Annotated in this window: 15 protein-coding genes and 1 pseudogene; 5 read left to right on the top strand and 11 right to left on the bottom strand. The window is 37.7% G+C overall.

Annotated features, from left to right (window positions below; translation table 11 throughout):
• Positions 1-59: 59 nt before the first annotated feature.
• The 3 genes from ACQKCG_RS07185 to ACQKCG_RS07175 all read right to left on the bottom strand — a co-directional run bounded on the left by ACQKCG_RS07185 (position 60) and on the right by ACQKCG_RS07175 (position 4,274).
• Positions 60-290, bottom strand: coding sequence for a hypothetical protein (locus ACQKCG_RS07185; RefSeq protein WP_427585352.1), 231 nt, complete (start codon positions 288-290; stop codon positions 60-62).
• Positions 291-606: 316 nt separating this feature from the next.
• Positions 607-1,884 (bottom strand): McrC family protein, encoded by a 1,278-nt coding sequence (locus ACQKCG_RS07180; RefSeq protein WP_379544599.1) that lies wholly within the window; start codon positions 1,882-1,884, stop codon positions 607-609.
• A complete protein-coding gene (locus tag ACQKCG_RS07175) occupies positions 1,881-4,274 on the bottom strand; it encodes an AAA family ATPase (RefSeq protein WP_379544600.1) in 2,394 nt (797 codons plus the stop codon). Before ACQKCG_RS07175 ends, ACQKCG_RS07180 begins: the two co-directional genes overlap by 4 nt.
• A gap of 232 nt (positions 4,275-4,506) precedes the next feature.
• On the opposite strand from ACQKCG_RS07175, the gene ACQKCG_RS07170 reads away from it, so the two are divergent.
• Together ACQKCG_RS07170 and ACQKCG_RS07165 are read left to right on the top strand one after the other, a co-directional pair.
• Positions 4,507-4,827, top strand: coding sequence for a hypothetical protein (locus ACQKCG_RS07170; RefSeq protein WP_427585351.1), 321 nt, complete (start codon positions 4,507-4,509; stop codon positions 4,825-4,827).
• Positions 4,824-7,085, top strand: coding sequence for a hypothetical protein (locus tag ACQKCG_RS07165; protein WP_379544601.1), 2,262 nt, complete (start codon positions 4,824-4,826; stop codon positions 7,083-7,085). The genes ACQKCG_RS07170 and ACQKCG_RS07165 overlap by 4 nt, the downstream gene beginning before the upstream one ends.
• Before the next feature lie 92 nt (positions 7,086-7,177).
• Here the strand turns inward: ACQKCG_RS07165 and ACQKCG_RS07160 are convergent, their stop codons facing one another.
• From ACQKCG_RS07160 to ACQKCG_RS07145, 4 genes are read right to left on the bottom strand one after another with little or no spacing between them, the layout of a single operon-like run.
• Entirely contained in the window at positions 7,178-8,800 is a 1,623-nt protein-coding gene (locus ACQKCG_RS07160; protein ID WP_427585349.1) for an SAVED domain-containing protein, read from the bottom strand.
• A 3-nt stretch (positions 8,801-8,803) separates the two neighbouring features.
• Positions 8,804-9,319: a Mov34/MPN/PAD-1 family protein gene (locus ACQKCG_RS07155; RefSeq protein ID WP_379544603.1), complete on the bottom strand. Its 516-nt coding sequence runs from the start codon at positions 9,317-9,319 to the stop codon at positions 8,804-8,806.
• The gene (locus ACQKCG_RS07150) at positions 9,304-10,995 is read right to left on the bottom strand and encodes a ThiF family adenylyltransferase (RefSeq protein WP_379544604.1); all 1,692 of its coding nucleotides are present in this window, start codon (positions 10,993-10,995) and stop codon (positions 9,304-9,306) included. The genes ACQKCG_RS07155 and ACQKCG_RS07150 overlap by 16 nt, the downstream gene beginning before the upstream one ends.
• A gap of 8 nt (positions 10,996-11,003) precedes the next feature.
• Positions 11,004-12,026 (bottom strand): cyclic GMP-AMP synthase DncV-like nucleotidyltransferase, encoded by a 1,023-nt coding sequence (locus tag ACQKCG_RS07145; protein WP_379544605.1) that lies wholly within the window; start codon positions 12,024-12,026, stop codon positions 11,004-11,006.
• 626 nt (positions 12,027-12,652) lie between these two features.
• Between ACQKCG_RS07145 and ACQKCG_RS07140 the strand changes: the two genes are divergently transcribed.
• The 3 genes and pseudogenes from ACQKCG_RS07140 (at position 12,653) to ACQKCG_RS07130 (ending at position 20,808) form a co-directional block, all read left to right on the top strand.
• The gene (locus ACQKCG_RS07140; protein WP_379544606.1) at positions 12,653-18,370 is read left to right on the top strand and encodes a UvrD-helicase domain-containing protein; all 5,718 of its coding nucleotides are present in this window, start codon (positions 12,653-12,655) and stop codon (positions 18,368-18,370) included.
• Positions 18,371-18,435: 65 nt separating this feature from the next.
• A pseudogene (locus ACQKCG_RS07135) lies at positions 18,436-19,570 on the top strand (IS3 family transposase).
• A 278-nt stretch (positions 19,571-19,848) separates the two neighbouring features.
• Positions 19,849-20,808: a tetratricopeptide repeat protein gene (locus ACQKCG_RS07130; RefSeq protein ID WP_379544607.1), complete on the top strand. Its 960-nt coding sequence runs from the start codon at positions 19,849-19,851 to the stop codon at positions 20,806-20,808.
• A gap of 21 nt (positions 20,809-20,829) precedes the next feature.
• Here ACQKCG_RS07130 and ACQKCG_RS07125 read toward each other — a convergent pair whose 3' ends face one another.
• From ACQKCG_RS07125 to ACQKCG_RS07110, 4 genes are all read right to left on the bottom strand, one after another.
• Positions 20,830-21,459: an OmpA/MotB family protein gene (locus tag ACQKCG_RS07125; RefSeq protein WP_379544608.1), complete on the bottom strand. Its 630-nt coding sequence runs from the start codon at positions 21,457-21,459 to the stop codon at positions 20,830-20,832.
• Positions 21,460-21,473: 14 nt separating this feature from the next.
• Positions 21,474-22,706 carry a hypothetical protein gene (locus ACQKCG_RS07120; RefSeq protein WP_379544609.1) on the bottom strand — a complete coding sequence of 411 codons (1,233 nt, stop codon included), beginning with the start codon at positions 22,704-22,706 and terminating at the stop codon, positions 21,474-21,476.
• 75 nt (positions 22,707-22,781) lie between these two features.
• Complete coding sequence (locus ACQKCG_RS07115) at positions 22,782-24,080, bottom strand: protein kinase domain-containing protein (RefSeq protein ID WP_379544610.1); 1,299 nt, start codon at positions 24,078-24,080, stop codon at positions 22,782-22,784.
• Positions 24,081-24,168: 88 nt separating this feature from the next.
• A partial coding sequence (locus ACQKCG_RS07110) for a hypothetical protein (RefSeq protein WP_427585347.1) occupies positions 24,169-24,410 on the bottom strand: 242 nt, incomplete at its 5' end.

Below are 24,410 nucleotides of genomic sequence, written 5' to 3'. Positions count from 1 at the left end.
CCAAACATGGGCAATGGCGGTTTTACACCGATACAGAAACTCAATCAGGCAGCTTAATTCTATTTATTAGGTGTCTTAAGTTTGGGAGGGTTACCTGTCCAGTAAAGCTGTATAAATTGCTCTGCTAACTGCTCATAAGAAATACTGTGTTCACTGTCATTATTAATTCCAGACTCTATAGACAGATTAACCATTGCCATTAATAAGGCAAATTTATAGGTTGATGTGTAGGAGCTAGATTCAAGTAGCCATTGAATGCGTCTTAAAAAGTTGAGCTGGAATTCTGCCATAGGCACTATAATAATCCTTTAAAAATACAGTAGCTCATCATAATAAAATTAGTACTTATGCTATCAAAAATTTCTATATCAAGTTGGTAGAGCCTCATCAAATACGAGTTCTTGGGACTGTCTATCCTAGATTATTCTTCTTATGTACAACAGCACTTACAGTAATACTTAATTAGCTCAGTTGTTATAGACTCTGCCCTACACGCAGAATGTCGGCAGTTCTAAGTCATCATTTACCATTCTTTTAGCATAATGGGAAAAGATGCTAAAAACGACCTAAGCAGATTTATGAAGGAAATCAGTATGAACTACAATTTCAAACTTGAGATAAAGACGGGAACCTTTCTATCCATTTACCCGTGATTACTTTATCAGTTTCAATACAAAATGGTATGGCCCATATTCTCAACTCTTCTGCTAAATAAAAGCATTCCAAAGGTGTTTCGAACTGATGATACTTAGGATAAATAAGCATCATGTCCCCATACCCGTTCAAATATTTATGACCATAAGCAAATAACTGATAAATATCCGACTGACTGATATTGAAATTGTTATCACTGTCATTGAAGCTTATTAACTTCCATTTGGTATCGAGTACATGGTAATTTTTCCTTTCTTTACTGATTACTAGATCAGGCCTTAATTGAAATCGCGATTTTAAATTTTCTTGGTCATTCACCATATGCTTATCAGAAGCTTGTGTTGTTAGTTGCCAAGGTGCTTCGATATCTCTTCGTAGACAGCTTGCTACATACTTTTCGAACAAAATTTCCATTGGGAATAACAGTGCAATACCTCGGTGCTCTCCCTTTTGAAAGTTTGGATTAAGCTTTTCAAGTATTAGTTGGCACCATGGCTTTATAGAACGGTAAGATTGTAATATTTTAATATCTGACCACTTGTGCATTGAGTTTAGAGGCTCTCTAAGACTCGTTATAGGTTCTAAGATGTGTGATAGCTCATTAGCCAGTCGCCAGTTCTCAGAACTCCTACAGTGCTGCTTTACGTAATCCAATGCCGTTTTAATTAATTGGTTCTCAAGCCGATTGGGATGATAGACATCGTGACGAATATGAAAAAGATGAGCTCTACCAACCGTTTGTCTTTGTTGAACTGCAATATCAAGCTGGCCACGAATAAACCTACTTTCTTCTTCGATTCTTTGATAGTCAAATCTGAGCCCAGAAGCTACCAACTCCTTTAACAGATATAAAAATTGGTAGTATATCCACTCATGAATAGGTAGATTCATTCGATTGAGGCTAGCAGATTGAGCCTCTTTATAGGATAGATTTAAGACGGAGCTTAGCATTTTACATAAAACCGATCTGCTCTTGTCTGGCTCTTGAGCACCTAATCCTGTCTTTGGCAGTATCTCAATACCTTCACCACAAGGACTTTCTAAATAACCTACGTAAGAATGTAACTGTAAGTATTGTGGGCGCTTATAAGTAATAAACCGCCCATAATTCTCTTTTTCACTTAATTCCACTAACCAATCAAATGTTTCTTGCTTGATAATAGCTAAATCTAAGCTAGGACATGCTGTTTTATCTGTAGTCAGTTGAGCATACTCTCTAACTTGAATCATGCTTCGCCATCCGAAGATTTAGGCTGAGTTTGATTTAGAATTTTCCTATAGGATTCAGGGTTGTTAAAAGCAGTCTCATTGATAAGATAACGACGATCGTTTAGACCTTTAATACTACTATGGAATAACTCGCTAACGGTCGGAGTTATCGCCCCAGTTTGAACAAACTGTTCTGATGTATATTTACTAGGATCATTCAACACCCAGCCAATACGCTCCCAATCTGAAAAGAAATACTCCTGCAGTAACGGGACAATCCGTCTCTTGAAAATGTTACCTAATTCAATTTCTTTTTCGTCATCTGAACCCAAGTCTTTCAAAGACCAAAAATATGAGTGTCCTATGGTGTGTTCACGATCTAGCAGGACTTCAATACGCTGATTCATTACTGTCAATATTTCAGATATAGCGATGCCATGAACTTCTATATCATCTAAAAGTTCAGGCTTAGGTAGTAGCTCAATAAAATCAAAACGGCGACGTAATGCCAAATCTAGCTGTGCAAGAGATTTATCAGCGGTGTTCATAGTACCTAGTACGTAAAGATTTGAGGGCACTGAGAACGGTAATTTCGAATAAGGCAGTATAACTTCGCGTACATCGGAGCCACCTTTACGCTTATCAGGCTCAAGTAATGTAATAAGCTCACCGAAGATACGAGATATATTGCCACGGTTGATCTCATCAATGATAATCAAATGCGGTAACTCTCTAGAATTAGTAGTAGGCTCTGGAGTAAGCAATTGCTTTAACTTTTCTCGATTAATGGTTGTATTACGTAACTGATAAATAGTCATTTGAGACAATGATTTATCAAATAAACGCTCTTTTGGTAGACTCGGGCTATAAATACGCAGCCACTTAACCTTTCTTAATTGCTGAAAACCAGAGCGTTCTTTTGTATCTAAAAATTCATAGTCGTCTGTAACCTCGGCAATAGCACGGAACTTATGGTTACCATCAGATATGATTACTAGATCACCAATACTAACTGCATTTTTGAAAGTATTAACAGCTGTAGCTTTATAATTATTAGGATCATCAGCTAAAGAAATGTTATGCGATTGCTCTATCTTTGCAACTATTTCTTTACGACTACTACAGTTCGAAAAGTCGATGTCATCACCCCAACCTAGAAGCACATAATTGTTATCAATGCATTCATTAAATATCTCATTTTCATCGGAAATATTAGTATTTCCTAAGGAAAGCTTCCATATGTTTTTACCTTCAATATTGACTGCTTGTGTATAGCCTGTCTGCTCTGTTGTTCTAGCATTAGTACATAATTGCTTGAAAATACCATCAACCACTTCGTAGCTAATATTTGAACTCCCATCTATTCCTTCTACAACTATAGGTCTAATACCTTCAACGAAATCTTCATAAGAAAAGCTTTGATGAAAGGTAGTAAATGCAATACGACCTTTATCCGTTAATTCGTCATACTTAGCTTTTAAACGCTCTCTTCTCTCTGATTCATCTAGATGATCATTATTAAAATCACAATACCAATCGGGAGCAGCGCACTGTACAGCGAGTTCTGTAGTACAGTAGGTCTTACCTGTTCCAGGTGGACCGTAGACGATACGATTAAGCGCTTCATTATCAAACATGCTTATCGTTAGTTCGTCTAATTCTTCGTTGGTATCGTTGTAGATAGATATTCTGCTTGGCTTAATACCTAATTTTTCACTGTAAAGCACAGACATAAACTCATGGGGAGTGATGTCTAAATCATGTTCCCTGTTAATAGTTTGGTATATATCGGTAAGCATCAATAAGCGTCGGATGACTTGATTATAAGGTGGTATTCTTGGCTCTGGAACATCAAATGCTTTCAGGAAGTGCTCGATATGGTCAGTAGAAGAAATTGGCAAGATAGTATCTGGATTGTATATAGATATTAAACGCGCACGACGTCCTGCTCCCATAACACATCTAGGCTTTACACCTGCGCGATCATATACCTCGTTATCTTGGTCAATCCAAGTGATATCAGCGTTAACGTCAGCATCGATTATCACTTGATGTACCTTAAGCACATAATTTAAAGCATCATCGTCATTTAGGTCACTCAAGCTTTGATGCTTATATAGTGTTCCGTCTTTCTTCAAATAAAGTAGATGCCCTTTCGCCGTGCCCGGTATATAACGACCAAATATAGGCTGTAGCCCACGCTCTATCCATCGACAGTAATTATCTGTGATAGATCCATGACCTAAGCAGTATTGCTCCCGAGTTAATTCAGTTATTTTATTTTTTGGAAACTTACTTAAAAACTCTTTATAAAGCTCTTCAACGCCTTCTGGCCTACTTGTAATCGCATCGTCTTGGCTTAACTCAATAATCTTCGATACTAAATCACTATCTATTTTTGTTGTATCCATACTGTTGTTTCCTCTAAAAAACTCAAAAAATATAACTAAAAAACAGCTTATAAAGCATTTAATCGAAAATAAAAATTTTCTCGGCACTAACCCAGTGGAGATTGAAGCTACTATTTGTCAATATTATTAAGCCACTAATGGCATACACATAATAGGAGCGACACGATGAGTAATTCTAATAAAGCAAAGCCAACTTCGAACCAAGGCAACGGCGGAAACTGGCCAACTAAAAATGGTTCAAGCAATTCGTCAGGATCAAATCGCGGAAATGCTAAACCCAAATAAAATTAATCATATCAATATGAGGAAGGTAGGTGTAGGTTTTCCTACATCTACTTGGAATAATATGAGATATTCAAGTAATAAGGATTTTAACAAACGAGTTCGAAATTTAATTAAGCAAGGATGGGAGTTTCAGCGCCGTCGTAAACATTGTCAATTGGTAGCGCCTAATAAAAAAAGCATGACTTTTTCGCACTCTCCAAGTGATTATCGAGCTTATCAGAATTTCTTAAATGACATTAAAAATATACAAAGAGGATATTTCGAATGACTAATGAATATTACCCTTCGACTCCTTACTTTCTACCTGCAGAGATAGTAAGAGCGATTGCTAGAGCGATTGACAGTAAAAATGATAACGCCTCATTAGACAGTAAATGTAAAGATTTATATTTAAGTAGAAGTGAGCTTGATGCACTTATCGAGGAACATATTTATAAACCAATTGCGAAACTCAAACTTAAAAAGTCAATTGAAAATGAAATAAAAGCTTTAGTAGCTCAAGTGTTCGATAACTACTTGCAAGTTGTTGCAAACTATAGCTTAGGAGAATGGACTAGAGATGATACAGGAGCTTGGATTATTGAGGTATTCTTCTGCCCGTATATGATGAAAGCCATTCATTTGTTGGGTAAGAGAACAAAGCCGTTTCAAAAATCAGATTATCTGGAGCTAATAGTAGCTGAGTCGTCATGTATAGACATTGCTTTAAATATTATAGAGAAAAGAGTCGAAGGCTGGCAGGAATTCTATAGAAAACTGGCTAAAACTGAAAAAGATAAAATAACCTCGTGGCGTCGTGGTGAAAGCCTACCTAGTTTCTATAGTCTTTATAACCTTTGTAATTCTTATAATAAAGATACTTCCAAAAACATACTTTTATTCCTAATAGCGGCCAGAGCGATTGACTACTTTAAGATAACGTATGGATCTAACGCATTAATGCAATATGTCGATGAACCTGAGTTATTAGAAGATTTCATTGACTACTTCAAATATAAAGTTTGCGACCTGCTGGATAGAAATTTGCAATATGCCGCTTATGCAAATCAAACTGAAAAACCAGTAACTCAAATGTCTAGTATAATCTCAATGTATCTAGTAAAAATCTTGAGAGAGTTTGCAGATGGTAATTTAAAGCAATCTAAAGAAACTTTCGTTAAAGCATTTGATTTAAGCTTATACCGGTCTGGTCCTATGTGTGAAAAGGTTATCGAGGTTGGTCTCGTTATCGCTAGCTGGCAAGAGACACCTGATATGAACTTAATATCAAAGCTAAAAAGTATTCAAAACTTGTATGGCTATACTTTACCTACGATAGTGACTGAGGATACCAAACGCAAGAAGGAAAACCTAGTCGAGGACTGGGAGATCAATATGTGGCGGAGCAATGCGCAAAGGGTATTCAGTCACTTTAAAGTTGAACTACCCGAAAAATATACTGTGTACTCATCGGTTCTACCTGTATATTTAGATGCAAAAGAACTAAAGCTTGATCTTAAAAAACCTAATAAGAAAGTAAAGCTAAATGACAGTAGCAAGGTCCATAGAGATAAGAATAAGAAGAAGCAAGTAACGACACAGCTCATCTGGAATACGTTGCTTGAAGACCTAGGTGCTGTTAATAAACTCTTGCAAGCTGGTGCTGACATCAATATCCTCTCTGATAACAATGAATCAGCTTTATTGATTGCTTTGCAGTATATGAATTTAACTGAGCTTCATGAACCAGACGATAGCTTTTATCGAGCGCTTAAAGATTTGAGCTACACACCAAAAACGATTAATGCAATGACCTCCAAAAAGCATCTTTTACCATTATTAAGTGCAGTGCAGACAGGACGACTTGAGATCGTTGAACATATTGTAAACTTAGGGGCAGATGTCAATCAAAAAGGTGGTGGCAGCCATCTAGACGCCCTAACCATGTGTATATCTCTAATCGGAACAATTAAGAACTCAAAACTACAACTTAATCAGTTTGACATGATGGCTAAGATGGCTAAAGACCCAAAAGTCTTAATAGAAAAAATGAGCGACTTTGAGTTTTCTACCTTCATCAGAGATACACAAGGTAGTTTTGGTATTAATAGACAGCAAGTGAAACGCTATCTTGCCCAAAGTAGGGGAAGTTCGGATGCAATGGCTATTCTTAAAGATGTATCTAAATTTTTCCAAGAGAAAATTCAGGCAAACTACGAGTTATTCGATTTGAGCGAAATGCGAAAAATAGCAAAGCTACTAATTGATCGAGGTGCAAATCCTAGCGCTAGATATGACTGGCATGGCATCGACGGGTACACTCCATTCTTATTAGCTTGTGAGATTAATGAAGCTGAACTGGTCTCTTATATGTTGGATAACGCTAATGAGTACTCAAAATATGACATTATTAATACGGCATATAGAGATCGTAGAGATGGTCAAGCAGTTGGCTATGAGAGAGTTTGTAAGTATTTTAAAGCTGACGATGTATTGGAGGTTATAGATAGACATTTTACTTTAGAGAGTAGTGATAAAGTGAATTAACTTCATTAGTGTAACCTTTTAATATAACCTGATAGCTATAGGAAAGTATTCTCGCTTTCAGGTTATATTAGCTCAAATCTACGTATATGAATCTATGGTACACATTCAATGACTGTAGTCTTTCCGTCATTGTATATTCTAAGTTTAGGCTCCATCATCCCGGTTCCATAGTCGTAGACTATAAACTCAGGCTGAAATCTATCTACAGCTTGGCCAATATATACACAGGCCGCATTTGAGGCACAAACTAATAGATGTACTTTTTTGATACCATGCATTTGATTCAAGTTAGTAAAAATCTCCTTAAGTCTATTAGCTAGTTTCTCACCCTCAAGTGGATGCGCTATTGCGCCATTACCGTATCCGTAACTCTGAGGAGGATATATATTTATTACTGGAAGCTTGTTTTGGGCTTGCTGATAAAGATGGTCAATTGTTGCATCAATCATTTCAGCATCTGCAGTTAGTTTGACGCTAACAATAACCTCTGATTGCTCTGGGTCAATCTTCGGCTCATCTATAATGAATGCATCTTCTCTAGGCTGCACACCTGGCCACATCCAACTACTAGCATCTCTATAGCGCAACATAGGCATTAATTTGGATTTATTACCAAACTTCGCGCCAAAACCTATTAAAGCAAAAGTTGGTCCCAAAGCAAATACAGCTGCGCTACTACCATTAGCCCATGACTTTATTTGGCTAACGGAGTTTCCTATATGCTCTGAGCATCTTCTATGGAACTCTTGGATGCTATTTCTTGAATCAGGAACACCAAAATCTAGTGTTGTTAAATCTTGTTTAGCTCTATGACGCACTACACTTAATGAATTAGCAATGGAAATATCGTTTGGCTTTTCTATATCCTGACCATTTACACCCCAAGGAATAAAATATATTGGAACGGGTGCATAACTTAAAGATTCAAGTAGTTTGTTAGATAAAATAATGTGATTTTCACGCATTTTTTCTAAGATTTGAGCTGGATAATCTAAATTGGCGACTCGATCTACGAGACGATGATGTACATCACATAGTAAAAGAACATTGCTTGGATCGTCTGATAAATTAGCTGACAAATAAAACACTCCTCTAGGGCCACTCTCAGAAGCTGCAATATTATGAGCCATGTAACCGAAGTTACCTCTATGCCCAGTCAGAGAATCAAAATCTAATCTTGTACCACAACCAGAAAACATACAGCGACCATGACTATCTTCCATTACTAGACGCTTAGTATTCTGAGTAAACTTATTTCCTCTTCCTGTAACTTTTTCCCGACCTAAATTCCAACGCTCAAATAACTTAGTAATTTCATTAAATTTCATTTTTTTTGAGCTAATAGTTTCATCTTTCCATAGCAAGCTCATACGTTCCAAAGATTGAATTTCCTCCAAATTAAAATCTTCTTTTATAGAAGCTTTGAATATAATCTTAAGTGTATAGCTCTCACTTAAATAACTAATCAGTTGCTCGTTTCGATTTCCTTGAAATGAAAATCTAAATACATTGATTAAGGCATTATCATTGAAGAGTAGAGCCAAAAGGTTATGACCCATTGCATCTGAAAATAAACCAATATAATCCCACTGCAATCCTTCACTTTTAATATGAACCAGATATTGTTTGGCTGAGTCAAGATCAGTAAATATAGTCTTGTTTACGGCTTGATCATGTGGGATCTGAGTTCCTGCAGATGGATTATTTGTAGTCATTATTTAATTGTCCAATTCAGTAGAAAAAGGTAAATAGCCTAGAAATATTTTAGAGTTTTGAGAGTAGGCAATCCAAAAGCCAATATGACTAGTACCAACGATGACATACAAAATGCGTTCTGATAGGTATTTAGAGCTAGTGAATTGACTAGCTAAATCATTTAAGTCGGTATTAGATGGATTAGGTTTTGGCTCAGGGTGTGTATGCCATAACCCTACCAGACCGCCATAACCTTTGGTGTCTTTCCAATATTTTTTGAGAGCTTTATTGTGAGATTTGGAACGAAAGAAAGTGGTGCGAGTACGCTTGTCTCTGAACATGGGCATCGTTAAGTTGTCTACCAGTATCGTATGACTATCTGGATAATAGCTACCTAATAATATACCGCCTGCTTCCTTGGATTTGGCTCGTGATTGTCTAAAATCAAACCATGTGGCTATGACAGACTCTGCTATTGCGCCATCGTATGCTTTATCATTTTCCTTCCATACGATGCGGTTATTTAGGTACTGCAACATGAGCAACCTGCCACTTTAATAGTATTTAAAGGCTGTGAGTAGTAGCCACCATTTTGTAGAGCCAATGTATGATGTTTAGTGGCCTTCAAGTTATAGTTGGTCGGTAACTTATTGGTAGCGCACCACGACTGTAATCCTACTTTATTCTCGATTACATATTCAGCCATTATTACTGCTGTTTTCATAGCATGGACTGAACCATATGCTGTGAACGCTCCAGCGCATCCAGTAATATTTTTTGATAAAACTATGCCAGAAGGATTACTAAACAAACTGGTCTTTATATAATTTGAAGGATTGCCATCGTCATCATAGTAGAGGCATTTTAAACAGCCATCCTCATTGCTTTTGAATCCTAGAATATGACCACCCAACCCGTAAGCCTCTAGCCAACCAGATACAACTTGGACATTCGCCTCGTAAGTATATAAGCGCCGGCATACCTCTAGTTCTGTTGGAGGATGACCAGTAGCTAACACTATGGAATGTATTTCAGATAGCTGTTCATTATTTTGACGAATGAGCCAGTTTAAAATATTAGCCTTGTATGCTACTACTTCTAGCTCAGGGATGTTTTGCTGAAGACGATTTTTGAGGGCACTAACCTTAGACTGGTTGACATCTTGTACTCCAAGGTAATGCCGCATAATGTTGTCGGTTTTCATATCATCATAATCAACCAGTATTAATTTATCGACGTCTGACTCAGCCAGTATCTCTGCAACTCTTGACCCAACTGAACCGCATCCGGCTATCACAACAGTTTTCTTACTTGAAAATTGAGACTCCATGCCAGTACGATTAAGTAAATACTCGCGCCAACCGCGCTGTAAGGTTTGAATCTTAAAATTGCGATATTTATTCGAAGCCATATCCTGATAATAGGAGATGACCAAGTAAGTATGCATTTTAGGCGTAGGTATCTCTAAGAGAACGATTTTAAACTTACTTTTCTTATTTAAGCTGTCTAACTGTTGGGTACTGAAGTTTAAGGTTTGTTGTTCCCACCAGTGTTCATCAAAGGATGTGAAAAGATTAGGAATAACAAAATCCTCGATACGAGGCAGGATTATTTTAGTTACTTTTATAGCAGTGTAAGGGTTGGATCTAGGTGGATGTTGACTAGCTCCGTCAACTAAGTATTTGATATGATGACACTGAGGTGTATTACGTTGTTTCGTAAGATTAATACACCATGCATATAAGCTGTCAGACTGATTTGGATTATGCGTCGCAATAACAATAGGGTCATCCAATACGACTGTTTGATTGTAACCATCGATCTCTTCGTATAAAGCCTCTCTGTTTCCAGCACTGTACGATTCAAGGGCATTCGTCAGAATGCTTATAGCCGTATCTACAGCATATTTGAAGAGGCCAAATAAGTCAGCGCTATCAAACATCTCACCTTGATGATCTGTGACACATATCAAGCCGTTATTACTCACATGATCTAACGCTGGCAAGTTGCACTGAGCAACTGATACTGTCGGCAAAGATAACCAACGCTTTTGATCAACATATTTGACTGATAAAGGAACTGACTGACCATGAATATTTAAATCAAAGCCGATGGCTATAAAACCATCCTTTTTATCATAGCTCTCAATGCTTTTACCACCAAGAGATTGAATATAATTTTTGAAGCTTTGCTGTATGCCATCGCTGATTTTCATAACATTACCTATGCTGATGAGCCAGTACTCACATACGGTGCTTCACTACTTCTTTTGGCTTTATCAGTTTTGGCTACTACTGGAAAGTCATCACCAAAAAATTTTCTTAATGTCTTACTGGCCTCATGCGCATCTGGCTCATCGACAGCTGACTGTAAATTATCCCTTAGTGTCTCAAAACGTTCCTTGATAGTAGCCATGTCTTCATCACTGACAGACTTCAGTAAATCGCCACCAGGTGTTATAGGCAGATTAATGCTGAGACGACCAAAGTAATCAAAATTATTCAAGATAGTTTTGACCAAGCTTAATAGAACTTCTCCATCATTTTTAACTTCTACTTCGGGCTCTAACCAATGATATGCTGCCATGGTCAGCCCAATGCTATGAATCCCAACAGATTTATGATGACGCCATCTCTTTAAGTAGCGTACGCATCTACGAAACTGTTTACGTTGATCAGAACCGTTATTTTCATAGGTATCATTACCTTTGTATAAGCCATTAATTATTGAATTGATACCTTCAGGATCCGCTGCCTGCCAAACTCGCTTATCTTCAGCTAACCCTTTTCTACCTTTAGCTAGATAGTATGTATCATCGTATGCGTTGCTAGACTTAGCATAGATTGGCAAATCAACATGATAATCTGGTTTGCCATTTTTCATGTATGTCACTGTCACACATGAACGACTCACTTCTACAGTCCGGTTATTGTGTTTTATACAGTCTGCGACTAACTCTTTTAATTCGACCGGTTTATAGTCTTCTTTATGGCAGTCAAGAAGCACGCCAACATCAATATCATAATCACCGTCTCTTATAGGTTGGATACCTGTATTTAAAGCATAGCTTCCTTGATTAAAGCTTCTTTCATACTGAGGATAACCATCGTCTTTTCTTTCCGCCAGTTTACTCTTAAGCTTATCGATGATTAGGTCGCGTTTTTCACGTAAAAAGCCGTTCTCTTCGTAAGTGCCTAATTTAATAGCATCATGAAACTCTAAGAACTGCTTCTGCAAATTTGCCATATTACACCTCTCAACAATTATTAAGTTTTAATAGTTATAGAATATATCAAGTCTCTATAGCCATTGATAGATATAAACCATAACAAACGACATTGTGTGTCGTAAGGAGTAGGACTAATTGCAATGCCAACCTAAGCACTCATAACGAGCTACTAATATTATCTAAAAAATTACAAGTATTTTTATCTAATACTCTTGAACCGCTTTCATGATAGATAGTTATAGTTCTGAATAGTTTATTTCTCATACCTACTTAAAACGCATCTAACCTCCTTAGGTTACATGCGACAGCTAACCCGTCTCCAATCAAATCAAGCCTGAAAAATATCCAATAACTCCTTCTCAAAAGTCCTATTTGGAGGCGCGGCTAATGTGCAGACTCTCTAATTAAGCACTGACAGTAACTATATCCTCATAACTAAAAAATATGATGCTAACCCTACATAGTACTCGGCATTAACACTATATTTAGGGCTTTGGTTTTTACTTAGATGCTGTTATTAATGTTAGGGCTTATTAAGAAGGTGGCAGTACTTGCAAGTACTCGCCCATTGTAACTCTGGCTAAGATAAAGAAAATTATATACTATAGTTCGTTTATTTACCTACTACTTAGAAGCTAAAAGCATGTCAGACCTACCCGATTTTATCCAGCCTACTTCTTTTTCACCTTCCAGAATATCCGGGCAGATAGGCCCTCAAAACAACCATAACGATATACCTGATCCCATTAATAGCGCACTTCCACCTACATCAGATATCCAAAAATCAAGACCGAGTAGCTTACCGGAGTTTCTACGTCTCAATGCAACGAAGTATATAGATGAGTTAACAGCGGTTCAGAGTGCTTTTGAACTACTCTCAAAGTTGAACCCACAACAAACTCTATGGCTTGATTTGGAAATCAACCCCGAAAACGAGACATTGATAGATGGTGCTTTCTTAATCAACGACTACTATTGGCACTTTAGTGCTCAGCAATTTCGACAGCAGTCGGATGTCGTTTATGAGCTATTGAATAAAGCTGATTTTTTAGGTGGCCACCATTTAATTGAGTTTGATCTACCTCACCTATATTCGCTATTAAACGATACATTATCAACCACTAGCTATAAACACACGCTATTAACAAGCCAGCTTGACGGTTCTGACAAACTGCGTCGATGGCAAGCGAAAGCTTGGGATACACTGATACTGAGCTGCCTATTTATTCCGCACCAGCCTAGCCACGCCTTAGCTAAGCTCTACAAAGCCAATGTCGATTATAATAACCCAGTCCTTGACTGCTTAGAAAGTCGCTGTGTATTTGGGCTTTGCACACAGGCGTGGCAAATCCTACCTACCAATATGCAAATATTACTGCACAAGCTATTACCACAGCTTTTGCATTTACATACGCTCAGCCGTCAAAGCTACTTTGCTATAGATGAAGATAATATCTTTGATATAGAAACTATCTTTGATGACTTACCAGCAGGAAATCGAACTGATCTTATCAACCTATTAGAAAGTTGTATGGGCAATACTCATATAAGCAATGATGATAAAGAGCACTCAACATTATGGCAACATCTTGGTTTAGCCACCTTTATTAACTGGCTAAGATATTTTGATAAGCCACAAGCACGCCGTCCAGTTTGGCTTACCAAGCACCCTTTCCACAGACATAGTTTTAGCCAAGCTGAAAATACTTTTTGGCATTTGCATGAGCCGAGTGAAGATTGGATTAATCAACAGTCTCATCACTTTTTTGGATTTGAGCATTTGCGCGAAGGACAGATGTCTATTGTCAAAGCAGTGCTGGTGAATAAAGACATTCCTCTTGGCATATTACCAACAGGTGGCGGTAAAAGCTTGACCTTCCAGCTACCTGCACTGATATTAAGTAGGTACCAACGTCAGCTGACCGTAGTGATATCGCCTTTAAAGGCATTAATCGAAGACCAAGTTGTCAACTTGCATACTGATTTGCCAGACTACGCCAATCGTATTGCTTATCTGACTTCAGGGCAGTCCATAGAAACCCAAAAAGACATCTTAGACGGTATTTGGCAAGGCGATATCGATATTATTTATATGAGTCCAGAACGACTACGTACACATAGTATTCGTCAACTACTCAAAAATCGCCCACCAGCATTTTGGGTGTTAGATGAGGCCCATACTCTTAGCCAATGGGGCACTGATTTTCGGCCAGACTTTTTGCGTATCGCCGATCACATGATGGCGTGTTATAGCGACGAGCTTCGAGAACACTTTACAAAGCAGCTTGAGCGCCAAAGCGATATTAAAGAGGGTAAGCTTCAGCTTGATATGTTAGAAGTGATATCTGATCAGGACGATACTAACGCATCTAGAACAAATATTAGCAGTAACACGTCGGAATTCTTACCACCTACCATAAGCTTAGTGACTGCTACAGCCTCTACACGTGTCAAAGATGATTTAGAAAGTGAGCTGGTAGATAAGCTTACTGCCTTAACTGACAATAAAACTTTGGTGCAATATGGCACCCCTATCGAAAGCCTTAAGATTTGGCGTGACGATATTACTGCGCATTTTATAGAAGCAGCCAAGGACGAGCGTGAAGCTCATATCTATAAAATTATAAATGAGCGCAAAGTTTGGTACGAAAACCAATATCCAGAACATCCTGAAAAAGGCGTGTCAATAGTTTATCTGCGTAACCGTAAAGGCTGTGATCAATATGCTGACGATTTCGCCAAAAAAGGCTTAGTGTCCGCCGCCTATCATTCTAAATTAAATGAGGGGCAAAAAAAGAATGTACTTGAAAAATTCAAAAATGATGAACTAGACGTGGTGGTCTGTACCAATGCTTTTGGCATGGGCATCGATAAAGAAGGCATCCATACCGTTATTCATAGTGGGCCGCCGAATAATCTTGAGTCGTATATTCAAGAGATTGGCCGTGCAGCACGTAAGTCCTACGAGGTCGGCGCAGCATATATGCTATGGGGTCAAAGAGATATTGAAGCTTTGTTTTTCCAAGAGCGTGAGTCACGCATACCAAATACAAATACCTTAAGAGACTGTTGGACAGCCATACGTCCAGCTCTCAGTAAACCCACGCAAGATCAATGGTTCCCTAGCAGTGTACTAGCGCCCATACTTGCACCAGATGACGAGACTGAACAACTTAATACCCAAGTAAGAGTGGCTTTATTGGCGCTCGAGCGTTACGGATTGCTGACTGAAAAAGACCAGCAACCGGCTTGGATCAGTATCAAACTCTCAAGCCAACCGCCTGCCAGCCAACATACTAATATGTCTAAGCTCTATGCTCAATTACAGCAGCTTGCGGATGATACCTTAAACACGGCGACAACAAACATAGTTAGTGCTAGTGCTCAGAATAGCAGTGACGAAGGCTCTAACAACGATAACAATACTGGTCTGACTCGCTATCATTTGCCTGAATTGGCACTGGCACTTGGCTATTCTGTTAAGTCACTATTAAAAGGGCTACGTGAGTTGGTCAATCAAGGTCATGCTCAGTGGCAAGTTGTAGTGCGTGTACGACTAAAATATACACACCGTTATTTAAAAGGTGAACTTAATCGCTTAAGCCGTATTATTACTGCTTTAGAGGAATGTCTAAATAGCAGTTATGGCGCGCTAAATGGCACTGAAGCGATAGAAATGCAAGGCACCACCCAGCTCAATACCAAGGCACTCGACAACTGGCTGATTCAGCAGCGCCATAATTTATCTAGTAAACGTCATATTTTACCTATGTTTCGAGCACTAGGTATCTTAAAAACGCGCAATCATGGTACGACCCAAGTGTTTGTCTCCTCCACAAATAGGACTAAGTTATGGCAAATTGATGAGGATCTGCTAGACAATTGGGAGAGCTGGGTTCGCTATGCAAAATTGCTCGTAGCAAATTTGACACCTTTATATGAAGAGCATCTGCTACCTGCCCTACCTGATAAAAAAGATGGTGATGGTAAAGAATTTAATCTAGATACTTTAGCCCAGAAGCTACAGCGTGATCCTGATACTATCTTGACCCAACTTGAGCAGTTACAGCGCTTAGAGCTGATTGAGCTTAGCCGCTTAGACGATACGCAAGATGCTATTTTCTTTATTGGTAAACACCGAAAATCCACTTCAAAGTATCATGAAAACGCCTATCAGTATTTACAAAGCCATTATCAGGACCGCTGCGCTCGTATTCATATGCTGAGCTTTTGGCTACAGGCAGATACTGATGTCCAAAAAGCGTTGATTGAGGACTACTTTACTAAGCCGCTATCTGAGGTCATTGAAACCTATATTAACGACGCTATTGATGTGCATAAACCTTATATCAAAGATTATGAAAAAGAGATTTTGCCTAAATATTTTAGTGACACTCAAGTACAAATTATCAAAGAAACAAGCCGTGCGGCCATGGTACTGGCTGGTCCAGGATCTGGAAAAACCACCGTGGTGGTACATAGAGTCGCTTATCTATTAATGATAGAAGAAATCAAACCTGAGAAAATTTTGATATTGGCTTATAACCGTTTGGCAGTAGCCGAACTAAGATCGCGCTTACTGGCTTTGATTGGTTATCATGCGATCAATGTTACCATTCAGACATTCCATGGGCTGGCACGGCAAATCACAGGACTGAGTGAAAAAGACGCACCCGATGCCGCGCTTGATGAGATTGCCACGCGCATTGAGCATTTAAACCAAGAGAAAAACTTACAAAAGCGCCGTGATAATGCTCGCTATCAGTGGATGATTGAGCAGGCCATCAGTCAACTACAAGAGCGGCCACAACACTTTCAGTACATCATGGTCGATGAGTTTCAAGATATCGATGAATATCAATATCAAATGATTGGGCTATTAGCAGATCTACAAACACAAGATGACAATAATAGCGACACCAATGATAGCTATATTGCTATAGATGCTGATAGTGATGCTACTGATGATAACTTTGAGCAGCGCGGCTATTTGATGGTGGTTGGTGACGACGACCAAAACCTATACGCCTTTCGTGGCGCTAGCATTCAATATATCCAGCAGTTTGCAGACAACTACCATGTTAATACTGAGCAAAAATACTATCTGCTCAATAACTATCGTAGTGCTAATAATATAGTCGAGCTTGCCAATGAATTTATAGCTACTACATTGCCAAGTAGTGAGCGTCTAAAGCAGGCTGAGCATAGCATCAAGGCAACTAAACCCTATCCTAGTAGTCCTATTCGCTATAGCTACTACCAGCAGACCAAAGGCGTTGACATGGCAGCATGGATCGCGTCTGATATTGAGCAGCGCTTAGCAAGTAATGAACAAAAAAATGCAGCGCCAGAAACCATAGCCGTACTAGCCCCTAAATGGTCATATTTTGATGCCATACAGCATTACTTGGAAGCTCTAAATATTAGTAGTCAGCGCTATAATGAAAATGAGCAAGTTACTCCCATAAATAGCTTTATAGGACAAGCGCTATTTAAAGATTTGAGCGCGAAACGTTTAGACTTTATTGAGGGTAATGTTGCTAAATTTTTGGAATGCTGGCGGGTCAAGCAAGGCTTAAACCATTTAGATAAAGCTTGGGAGGCAATTATTAGTTGCACTCAAGATATGGAAAACGTGACTTATGAGCAGGTATTACAAACGATAGAGTCTATTCTATACGATGATAAAACACAGGTTATATTAATCACTTATCATAGTGCGAAAGGGATGGAGTTTGATCATGTTTATGTCATTGATGATCAACTCTTAAACTCATCTTCAAACGTTCAGGCAGATCATAGTCATGATAGACCGTTATATGTAGCACTGACGCGGGCAAAGCAAACTTTGAGCTTACTACTCCATCATAAAACGCATCACCCAACTTTAGCTAAAACATTACTTACTCATGCTGAGCAAATTGATTTGCCTGCTGTTAGTCCACCTTCAATGCTAACTTTTCATCGATTTATGCGTTTGGATGAGCTGGTCTTGACGTCGCGCGCACTAGTTAATGATGCAGGCCGCAAGTTTGTAGAACAGACTTTTTGCCGTGATAGTTGGACGAAAGCGAGAGATGATATTTTAGGATTGTTTGATGTCGCTTGCTATAGACAAGATAGGAAAAGCGATGGCTTTTACTCAGCTAAAGGCCAACAAATTGCTCAGTTCTCAACAGCTTTTTCTAAAGAATATTCTTCTCAAGGGCAAGGTAATCAACATCTATTGATGGCTGGCTTTACGACTACCCTATTTTATCAGCAGGATATCTCTTGGTATGAAAGAGCTGGTTATTATGGCAATGAGAGTAGTCATTATCTGATTGTGCCTTATGTTCAATTTAATGTGCAGTGTAGGTAATGAGCTATTCTGAAGAAACCGTACAAGTAAACTTGGTAAACTAAGCGTATTAATCGGAGTTTATCATAACCGAGAAAGTAAGAAGCTACAGTGACGAATTTAAAGCCGAGGCCGTCAAGAAGATAGCGGATAATAACGGCAATATCTCAGCGACTGCAGAGCAGCTTGGCATCGCCATGCAAACCTTATCGAACTGGAACAACAAAGCCAATCAAGGCAAGCTTGTCGGCACAGAACAATATGATCCTGATCTTATGACGGCTCTTCAGGAAATAAAGCAGCTCAAACGACAGCTTAAAGTAGCCGAAGAGAAACGAGAGATATTAAAAAAGGCGACGGCGTACTTTGCAAAGCACAGTTAGTCAGGTACGCCTTTATCAAAGATAACCAGTACTTCTTTAGCATCACCACTATGTGCCGCATGCTAAGTGTTAAACCATCAAGTTATTACGACTGGCTGAGTCGTGATATCAGTGACCAACAGATACATCGTAATCATTCTGAGCTACTGGTTAGGGCCGCTCACAGTGAAACTCGTGAGTGCTATGGTGTTGAGCGACTGCATGCAAAGCTCATAGAGCAAGGCCATGACATTAGCTTGTACATGGTCAGACGTATCAAAGAAGAACATGGCATCAAATGCCCTCGCCACAAACGCTTTAAAATCACTACGGACTCAAACCATAATAAAATGGTTCCAAACGTGTTGGATCAGCAGTTCGATGCTAAGCGTCCTAATGAGTCTTGGTCAGTGACATCACCTATATCTGGACAAGCGAGGGTTAGCTATACTTAGTAGAAGTAAAAGATTTATACACCAAAGAGCTAGTCGGGTATGCCATCAACAAACGCATGACGGCAGATCTAGTTTGCAATGCATTAAACATGGCGATCAAAAACAAACGACCAGGCCAAGGGCTGATTGTACATTCTGATAGAGGCAGCCAGTACTGCAGCCATGCCTACCATAAGATTATCAAACAGCATCATTTTAAAAGTTCAATGAGTGGTAAGGGCAATTGCTATGATAATGCGCCAATAGAAAGCCGCTGGGGCATGTTGAGGAACGAATTAGTGTATCAGCAAGACTATAAGACCAGATTTGCTGCTATTACCGATATCATCAAATATATCGAGCTGTACTACAATCAGACTAGAATCCAAAAGGGTTTGCGCTATAAACCGCCAAGACAAATGTAGTTTGATTATTATCGTCAGGCTGCGTAATTAAAATTTCCCAAGTTTAGTTCTACGGGATTGACAACAGGGTTCAGGTCTCTTACATTATAGTCGAAGGGCGTTACGCATATAAACAATATTAGGTACTAAAACTTGAATTTTTTACCACATTGAGAGATTGTCCCTTGATGCTTCAATTAAAATTTGAACGAACTCAACTTCTAGTTATCATCTAAAAAAGCTCCTTGTCATGCATGTTATTACGTTAAATAAGCTCTTAACTTAACCGGATAGGTATTATGAAACCATCAGAAGCTATTAACTATATCTTATCAAACTTTGAAAATGAATTTTTTAAAGAATATCGTAAAGTTGAGGCCGTATTTATGGATTTGTGTATAGATGCTAAATACACTCAAGAGGTTAACACATTATTAGTAGCAGCAAAGATGAGAGTTCCTAGTAGAATGCTAGAAATCGGTAGAGTTGATAGTTTTTTTGAGCAAAACTCAATAGCAAAAATGATTGAAGACTATGGTGTTAGGAGAGATCTAGCATTTCAGGCAATTTACACGTGGTCAAATATTATACATAGTACTAAATCACATGAAAAGAAGCGTAGTACCTTAAAAGAACTGGAGAATGCTGCAGCTAAAGGAAATAAAGAAAGACAATTTGAGTTAGGAAAAGCTTATTTAAAAGGTTTTATAGTACAAGAAGATTCTAAAGAGGTTATAGAAAAAGACTTAAGAAAAGCCTTTGATTATTTTATGATGTCTGCAAAATCCAATCATGCGGAGGCAAAAAACTACGTCGGGCTTTGTTATGATCAAGGGATAGGAGTTAGCAGAAATTATAAGGAAGCAAAGAATTTCTATGAGCAGTCTTCAAAACAAGGTAATCTAAATGCATTATACAACCTGGCTAATTGTTATGAATATGGACTTGGTATAGAACAAAATGAATCAAAGGCTTTTGAAAACTATAAAAAACTATACAAACAGGATTTTGTTGAAGCAATATACAAAATGGCCTGGTTTTACGAAAATGGTATTTCCGTAAGTGTAGATAAAAGACGTGCTTTAGCACTATATAAGGAAGCAGCAGAGAAAGGTTCAAGCCAAGCACAATACTATTTAGCTCAAAGCTACCAATATCCTACCAATGGCAATCCTAATATAGATGAAGCTAAAAAGTGGTATTATTTAGCAGCTAAAAACAAACATCCTGAAGCAAACTTTCATTTATCTCAACTGTAAGATTGTGAAAATAATGATACATTAATCATCTATATTAACAAATCGAATTTCAACTCTTCGATTTTTATGTGACTCAGGATTTTCAGGATCAATTAGTCTGTCAGAACCATAGCCTACTACTGACACTCTACTCATCCAATCAGCTTTGGTACCTTCAACGTCAGAGAATAAAGCATTCCTTGCTTCTCGTGCACGACCAGCAGAGAGAGTATAATTATCATCAAATGGAGCACAAGTACGCGCATTACTTGTTCTAGATGTGCTAACGGGCACAATATCTGTATGACCTTCAATTTGAACGCCAAGCTGACTATCCTTAGACAGTTCATCGATGATAATTTCTGACATTTGCTGTCGTAGGAAATCTTTACCGCTTTGGTTAATACATGCACTGCCCTGAGAAAAACTGCTATCTGCTAATCTAATAAGGCCATTGTTTGAAAAAAATTCTATTCCTTGATACGTATCTTTATCTTTACTTTGTTCGCTAAGCTTTTGTACAACTTCTCGTGCGCCTCTTTTCTTTTCTTCTTGAGCAGCTACTTGTGCTCCCACAATAGTTAAGATAGTTATGACAAAAAATAAAACCAAAACCCCTACTACACCGGACATTAAATCACTTATAGATACCCAATAATCATTTTGCTTCATTATTACGACACCTATTAATTATCTAGTTTAATTTGCCGATCTATAGTAGATCTTAATAAGTTTCTATTAACCTTTTCCATTAGTATTGAACTCTTATTGAGCGAGAATAATATTTCTTCATTAGTTTTCAAATTAGCATTCAAACCTTCTGTAGCTACTAGATTAATATCTAGAAATTCATTAATTTTATTCATACTTTCAAAAATAGGTATTAATTCTGACGAAAATATCGATCGTATTTCTGATATAGATACCGTTAGAAAGTGCAGATTTTCATTAGTAATATTTAAATCACTTATTAAGGAAGTGAAATTATCTGCATGAAGAAAACTTTCAAGATTCTTTATGAGTTCTATCGCTTGATTATTAGTTTCAGTTAAATTTTTCATACTGTCTGTAACAATGGATTTTGTTAAAGAGTTTAAATCTGTAAAACTTTCATTAGCCTTTATATCTATAGATTTAACAGATTTATCAATATCAAGAAGTAGTTTATCTAACCCTACTTTCAAATCATTAACTATATTGACAAAATTATGAGCTGACTCAATAGAGTTTTTATTATAGTCTTCAATAGACTTTGTAAAAGCCATTAAACTAGAATCAATATTAGCAGGGATATTAGCTACCCTATTCAATTGTTCTAATATATCAAGATTAATATCTTTATTTTCTCTAAAAAACTTTACGGTTTCTTTATAAAAGTTATCTTTTTGTTGCTTTCTATCAAAATTTATTTTTTTCAATTGATCGGCAGTAAATTTCTGGCGTATTGTCTCAATGCCAAAAAAAGGGACTATCAAACGAATTAATATATGAGATCCAATTCCCCATGCACTAATTTTAAATTTAGTACCAATATCAGAAAGAACAGGAGCTAGTTTTCCAACAGTGTCCATAGCATTAGATGTAGCAGCACCATTAGAAAAGCTATTTAAACTAACTATAACCTTACTCGCGTCTTGAATAGCAAGCCCTATACCTAAAAATGTACCTAGTAAACCAAGTATTAGAACAAAACCCGCACCATTTTCAAAAACCTTATCCCACTTATCATTTGCAAGGTAATTACTTATATTAGCTTCATCTGTAAAAGACTCGGAAGCACTAGAAGTATCTAGTGCCTTATCAATTGACCTTCGTACTATGAAAGTGGAGATGATTGTAATGACAAAGCAAAATGCTATAGCTAAGAAAAATATCCAATCTAGTTCAGTTTTTGGTAGTAAAAAATTAATTAGTTCCACTATAACCCTTGTGTAATAATATATTAGTTTTAATAACTATTAATAGAAAATTTAATTAATTACGAAAGAATAAAGTTAAATAATTTCTGCTTCAACTTTACCAAAATCAATTGTAGTACCTAGTTTGATAACTATACTTTTCTGGGGATCAATAGCACGCATATCATTAGCTGTAGAATGCGCTTTCCATGGGTGTTCCCCTAGGTTCTTTAATCCTAATATACTAGGGTCGTTCGGATGAGTTGCAATAGATGCTTGCGGTTCACCAAGATCGTAAGGTGTGCTATGGCTTAGGTGATGGCCATATAATTTAGTGTTTGGGTTAATACTTACAAAGCTACGCTTAAACTGTAACCTAGTGTCTTGGATAATTTTACTGCAGTTCCAGCAGCTCAAAGGTTTCTGCTCCTTATTTGCAAAATTCTCAGCTCCGCAGTTACAATTGAAGATACTATCCTTTAATTGAATTAAAGCGTTCATCCATTCAGTTTCTGTTACTCTCTTGTTTGCTTCAAGACCTTCAGTAAAAGCTTTAACAAAAATATCTTTTAGAAAGTCTGGGTAAATTCCCCAGTATAAAATTGCATTGTCGTGATAACCATGCACTGGCCGATTAGTAGTATTAATAGGATCGAAAATGAATATTGGCTTTACTCCGTATATTTGATCCATAGCAGGTTGGTCAAAACACCTAATGTTAGCCTCATTTTCTCCTTCTAAAGGATGGCTAGTAAACAACATATAAAAAAGAAGAGTCGCAAGAGAAAAACGGTCTGAATTTGCATTAGGAGAAGCTTCCGCTCTCACTATTTCAGGCGCCATGAATCGAGGTGTACCTACAACTCCTGATGTCTTTGATTCATCTTCTCTGTTATCTACACTAACATTATCATTGTCACATATGAGAATTTCACCAGTTTCAGGATGAAAAAATATATTGCCATGAGAGATATCACGATAGCATAGGCCCTTACTATGTAGTTGTCTGAAGCTATCTGCTAAATTATAAGTGGCTTTGGCTAGCGTATGGAAAGTAGGGCTTATTCGATTTTTCATTAAATCAAACAAACTTTTGAACTCCGGTTGACGTAACTCCATAATATAGCCAAAGCTTTTAGAACTCTCAGACGTTGCTATGTTAATAGGCCATAAAAAACTATCGTTAGGTTTCCCAATTTTAATAAGGGCGCGGATACCTTCTTCCTGATATTTGGTTGCCTGATCATTAAAATACCATTTTAGAGCGTAGCTTTCATTGTCTACTATTACTTCGTAAACTTCTCCTTGTCCACCACTTCCTATGAACTGATTCACTACACATTTGCTACCACTTTCTAGTGTTAGCTGCTGATTTATTTTTAATAAAAAACTCATAATACACCTATGAAGTATAAGAAAAGTAGACTTATATAAATTGTGTCAAAACAAAAAATTATTAGTTAAGTTATTAGAAGTCCAGTTATTAATCGTTTTTAATGAAAATATTTCTGAAATTCTTCAGGAAAGGTGTCCTCACCTTTCTTGAAGAATTATCAGCACTTTCTAACGTTTCTGAACTGATCTCTTGTGCTGTTTCTTGGCTTATCTCTTGTGCTACTTCTTGGCTTGTCTCTTGTGCTACTTCTTGGCTTGTCTCTTGTGCTACTTCTTGGCTTGTCTCTTGTGCTACTTCTTGGCTTGTCTCTTGTGCTACTTCTTGGCTTC

The sequence above is a fragment of the Psychrobacter sp. NPDC078929 genome (assembly GCF_050267985.1).
Classification (GTDB): domain Bacteria; phylum Pseudomonadota; class Gammaproteobacteria; order Pseudomonadales; family Moraxellaceae; genus Psychrobacter.
This window is presented reverse-complemented; position numbering and strand designations above follow the sequence as displayed.

Coding starts and splice junctions, on each gene's coding strand:
- ACQKCG_RS07185 (WP_427585352.1), bottom strand. CDS start 290: ATGGCAGAATTCCAGCTCAACTTTTTAAGACGCATTCAATGGCTACTT.
- ACQKCG_RS07180 (WP_379544599.1), bottom strand. CDS start 1,884: ATGATTCAAGTTAGAGAGTATGCTCAACTGACTACAGATAAAACAGCA.
- ACQKCG_RS07175 (WP_379544600.1), bottom strand. CDS start 4,274: ATGGATACAACAAAAATAGATAGTGATTTAGTATCGAAGATTATTGAG.
- ACQKCG_RS07170 (WP_427585351.1), top strand. CDS start 4,507: ATGGTTCAAGCAATTCGTCAGGATCAAATCGCGGAAATGCTAAACCCA.
- ACQKCG_RS07165 (WP_379544601.1), top strand. CDS start 4,824: ATGACTAATGAATATTACCCTTCGACTCCTTACTTTCTACCTGCAGAG.
- ACQKCG_RS07160 (WP_427585349.1), bottom strand. CDS start 8,800: ATGACTACAAATAATCCATCTGCAGGAACTCAGATCCCACATGATCAA.
- ACQKCG_RS07155 (WP_379544603.1), bottom strand. CDS start 9,319: ATGTTGCAGTACCTAAATAACCGCATCGTATGGAAGGAAAATGATAAA.
- ACQKCG_RS07150 (WP_379544604.1), bottom strand. CDS start 10,995: ATGAAAATCAGCGATGGCATACAGCAAAGCTTCAAAAATTATATTCAA.
- ACQKCG_RS07145 (WP_379544605.1), bottom strand. CDS start 12,026: ATGGCAAATTTGCAGAAGCAGTTCTTAGAGTTTCATGATGCTATTAAA.
- ACQKCG_RS07140 (WP_379544606.1), top strand. CDS start 12,653: ATGTCAGACCTACCCGATTTTATCCAGCCTACTTCTTTTTCACCTTCC.
- ACQKCG_RS07130 (WP_379544607.1), top strand. CDS start 19,849: ATGAAACCATCAGAAGCTATTAACTATATCTTATCAAACTTTGAAAAT.
- ACQKCG_RS07125 (WP_379544608.1), bottom strand. CDS start 21,459: ATGAAGCAAAATGATTATTGGGTATCTATAAGTGATTTAATGTCCGGT.
- ACQKCG_RS07115 (WP_379544610.1), bottom strand. CDS start 24,080: ATGAGTTTTTTATTAAAAATAAATCAGCAGCTAACACTAGAAAGTGGT.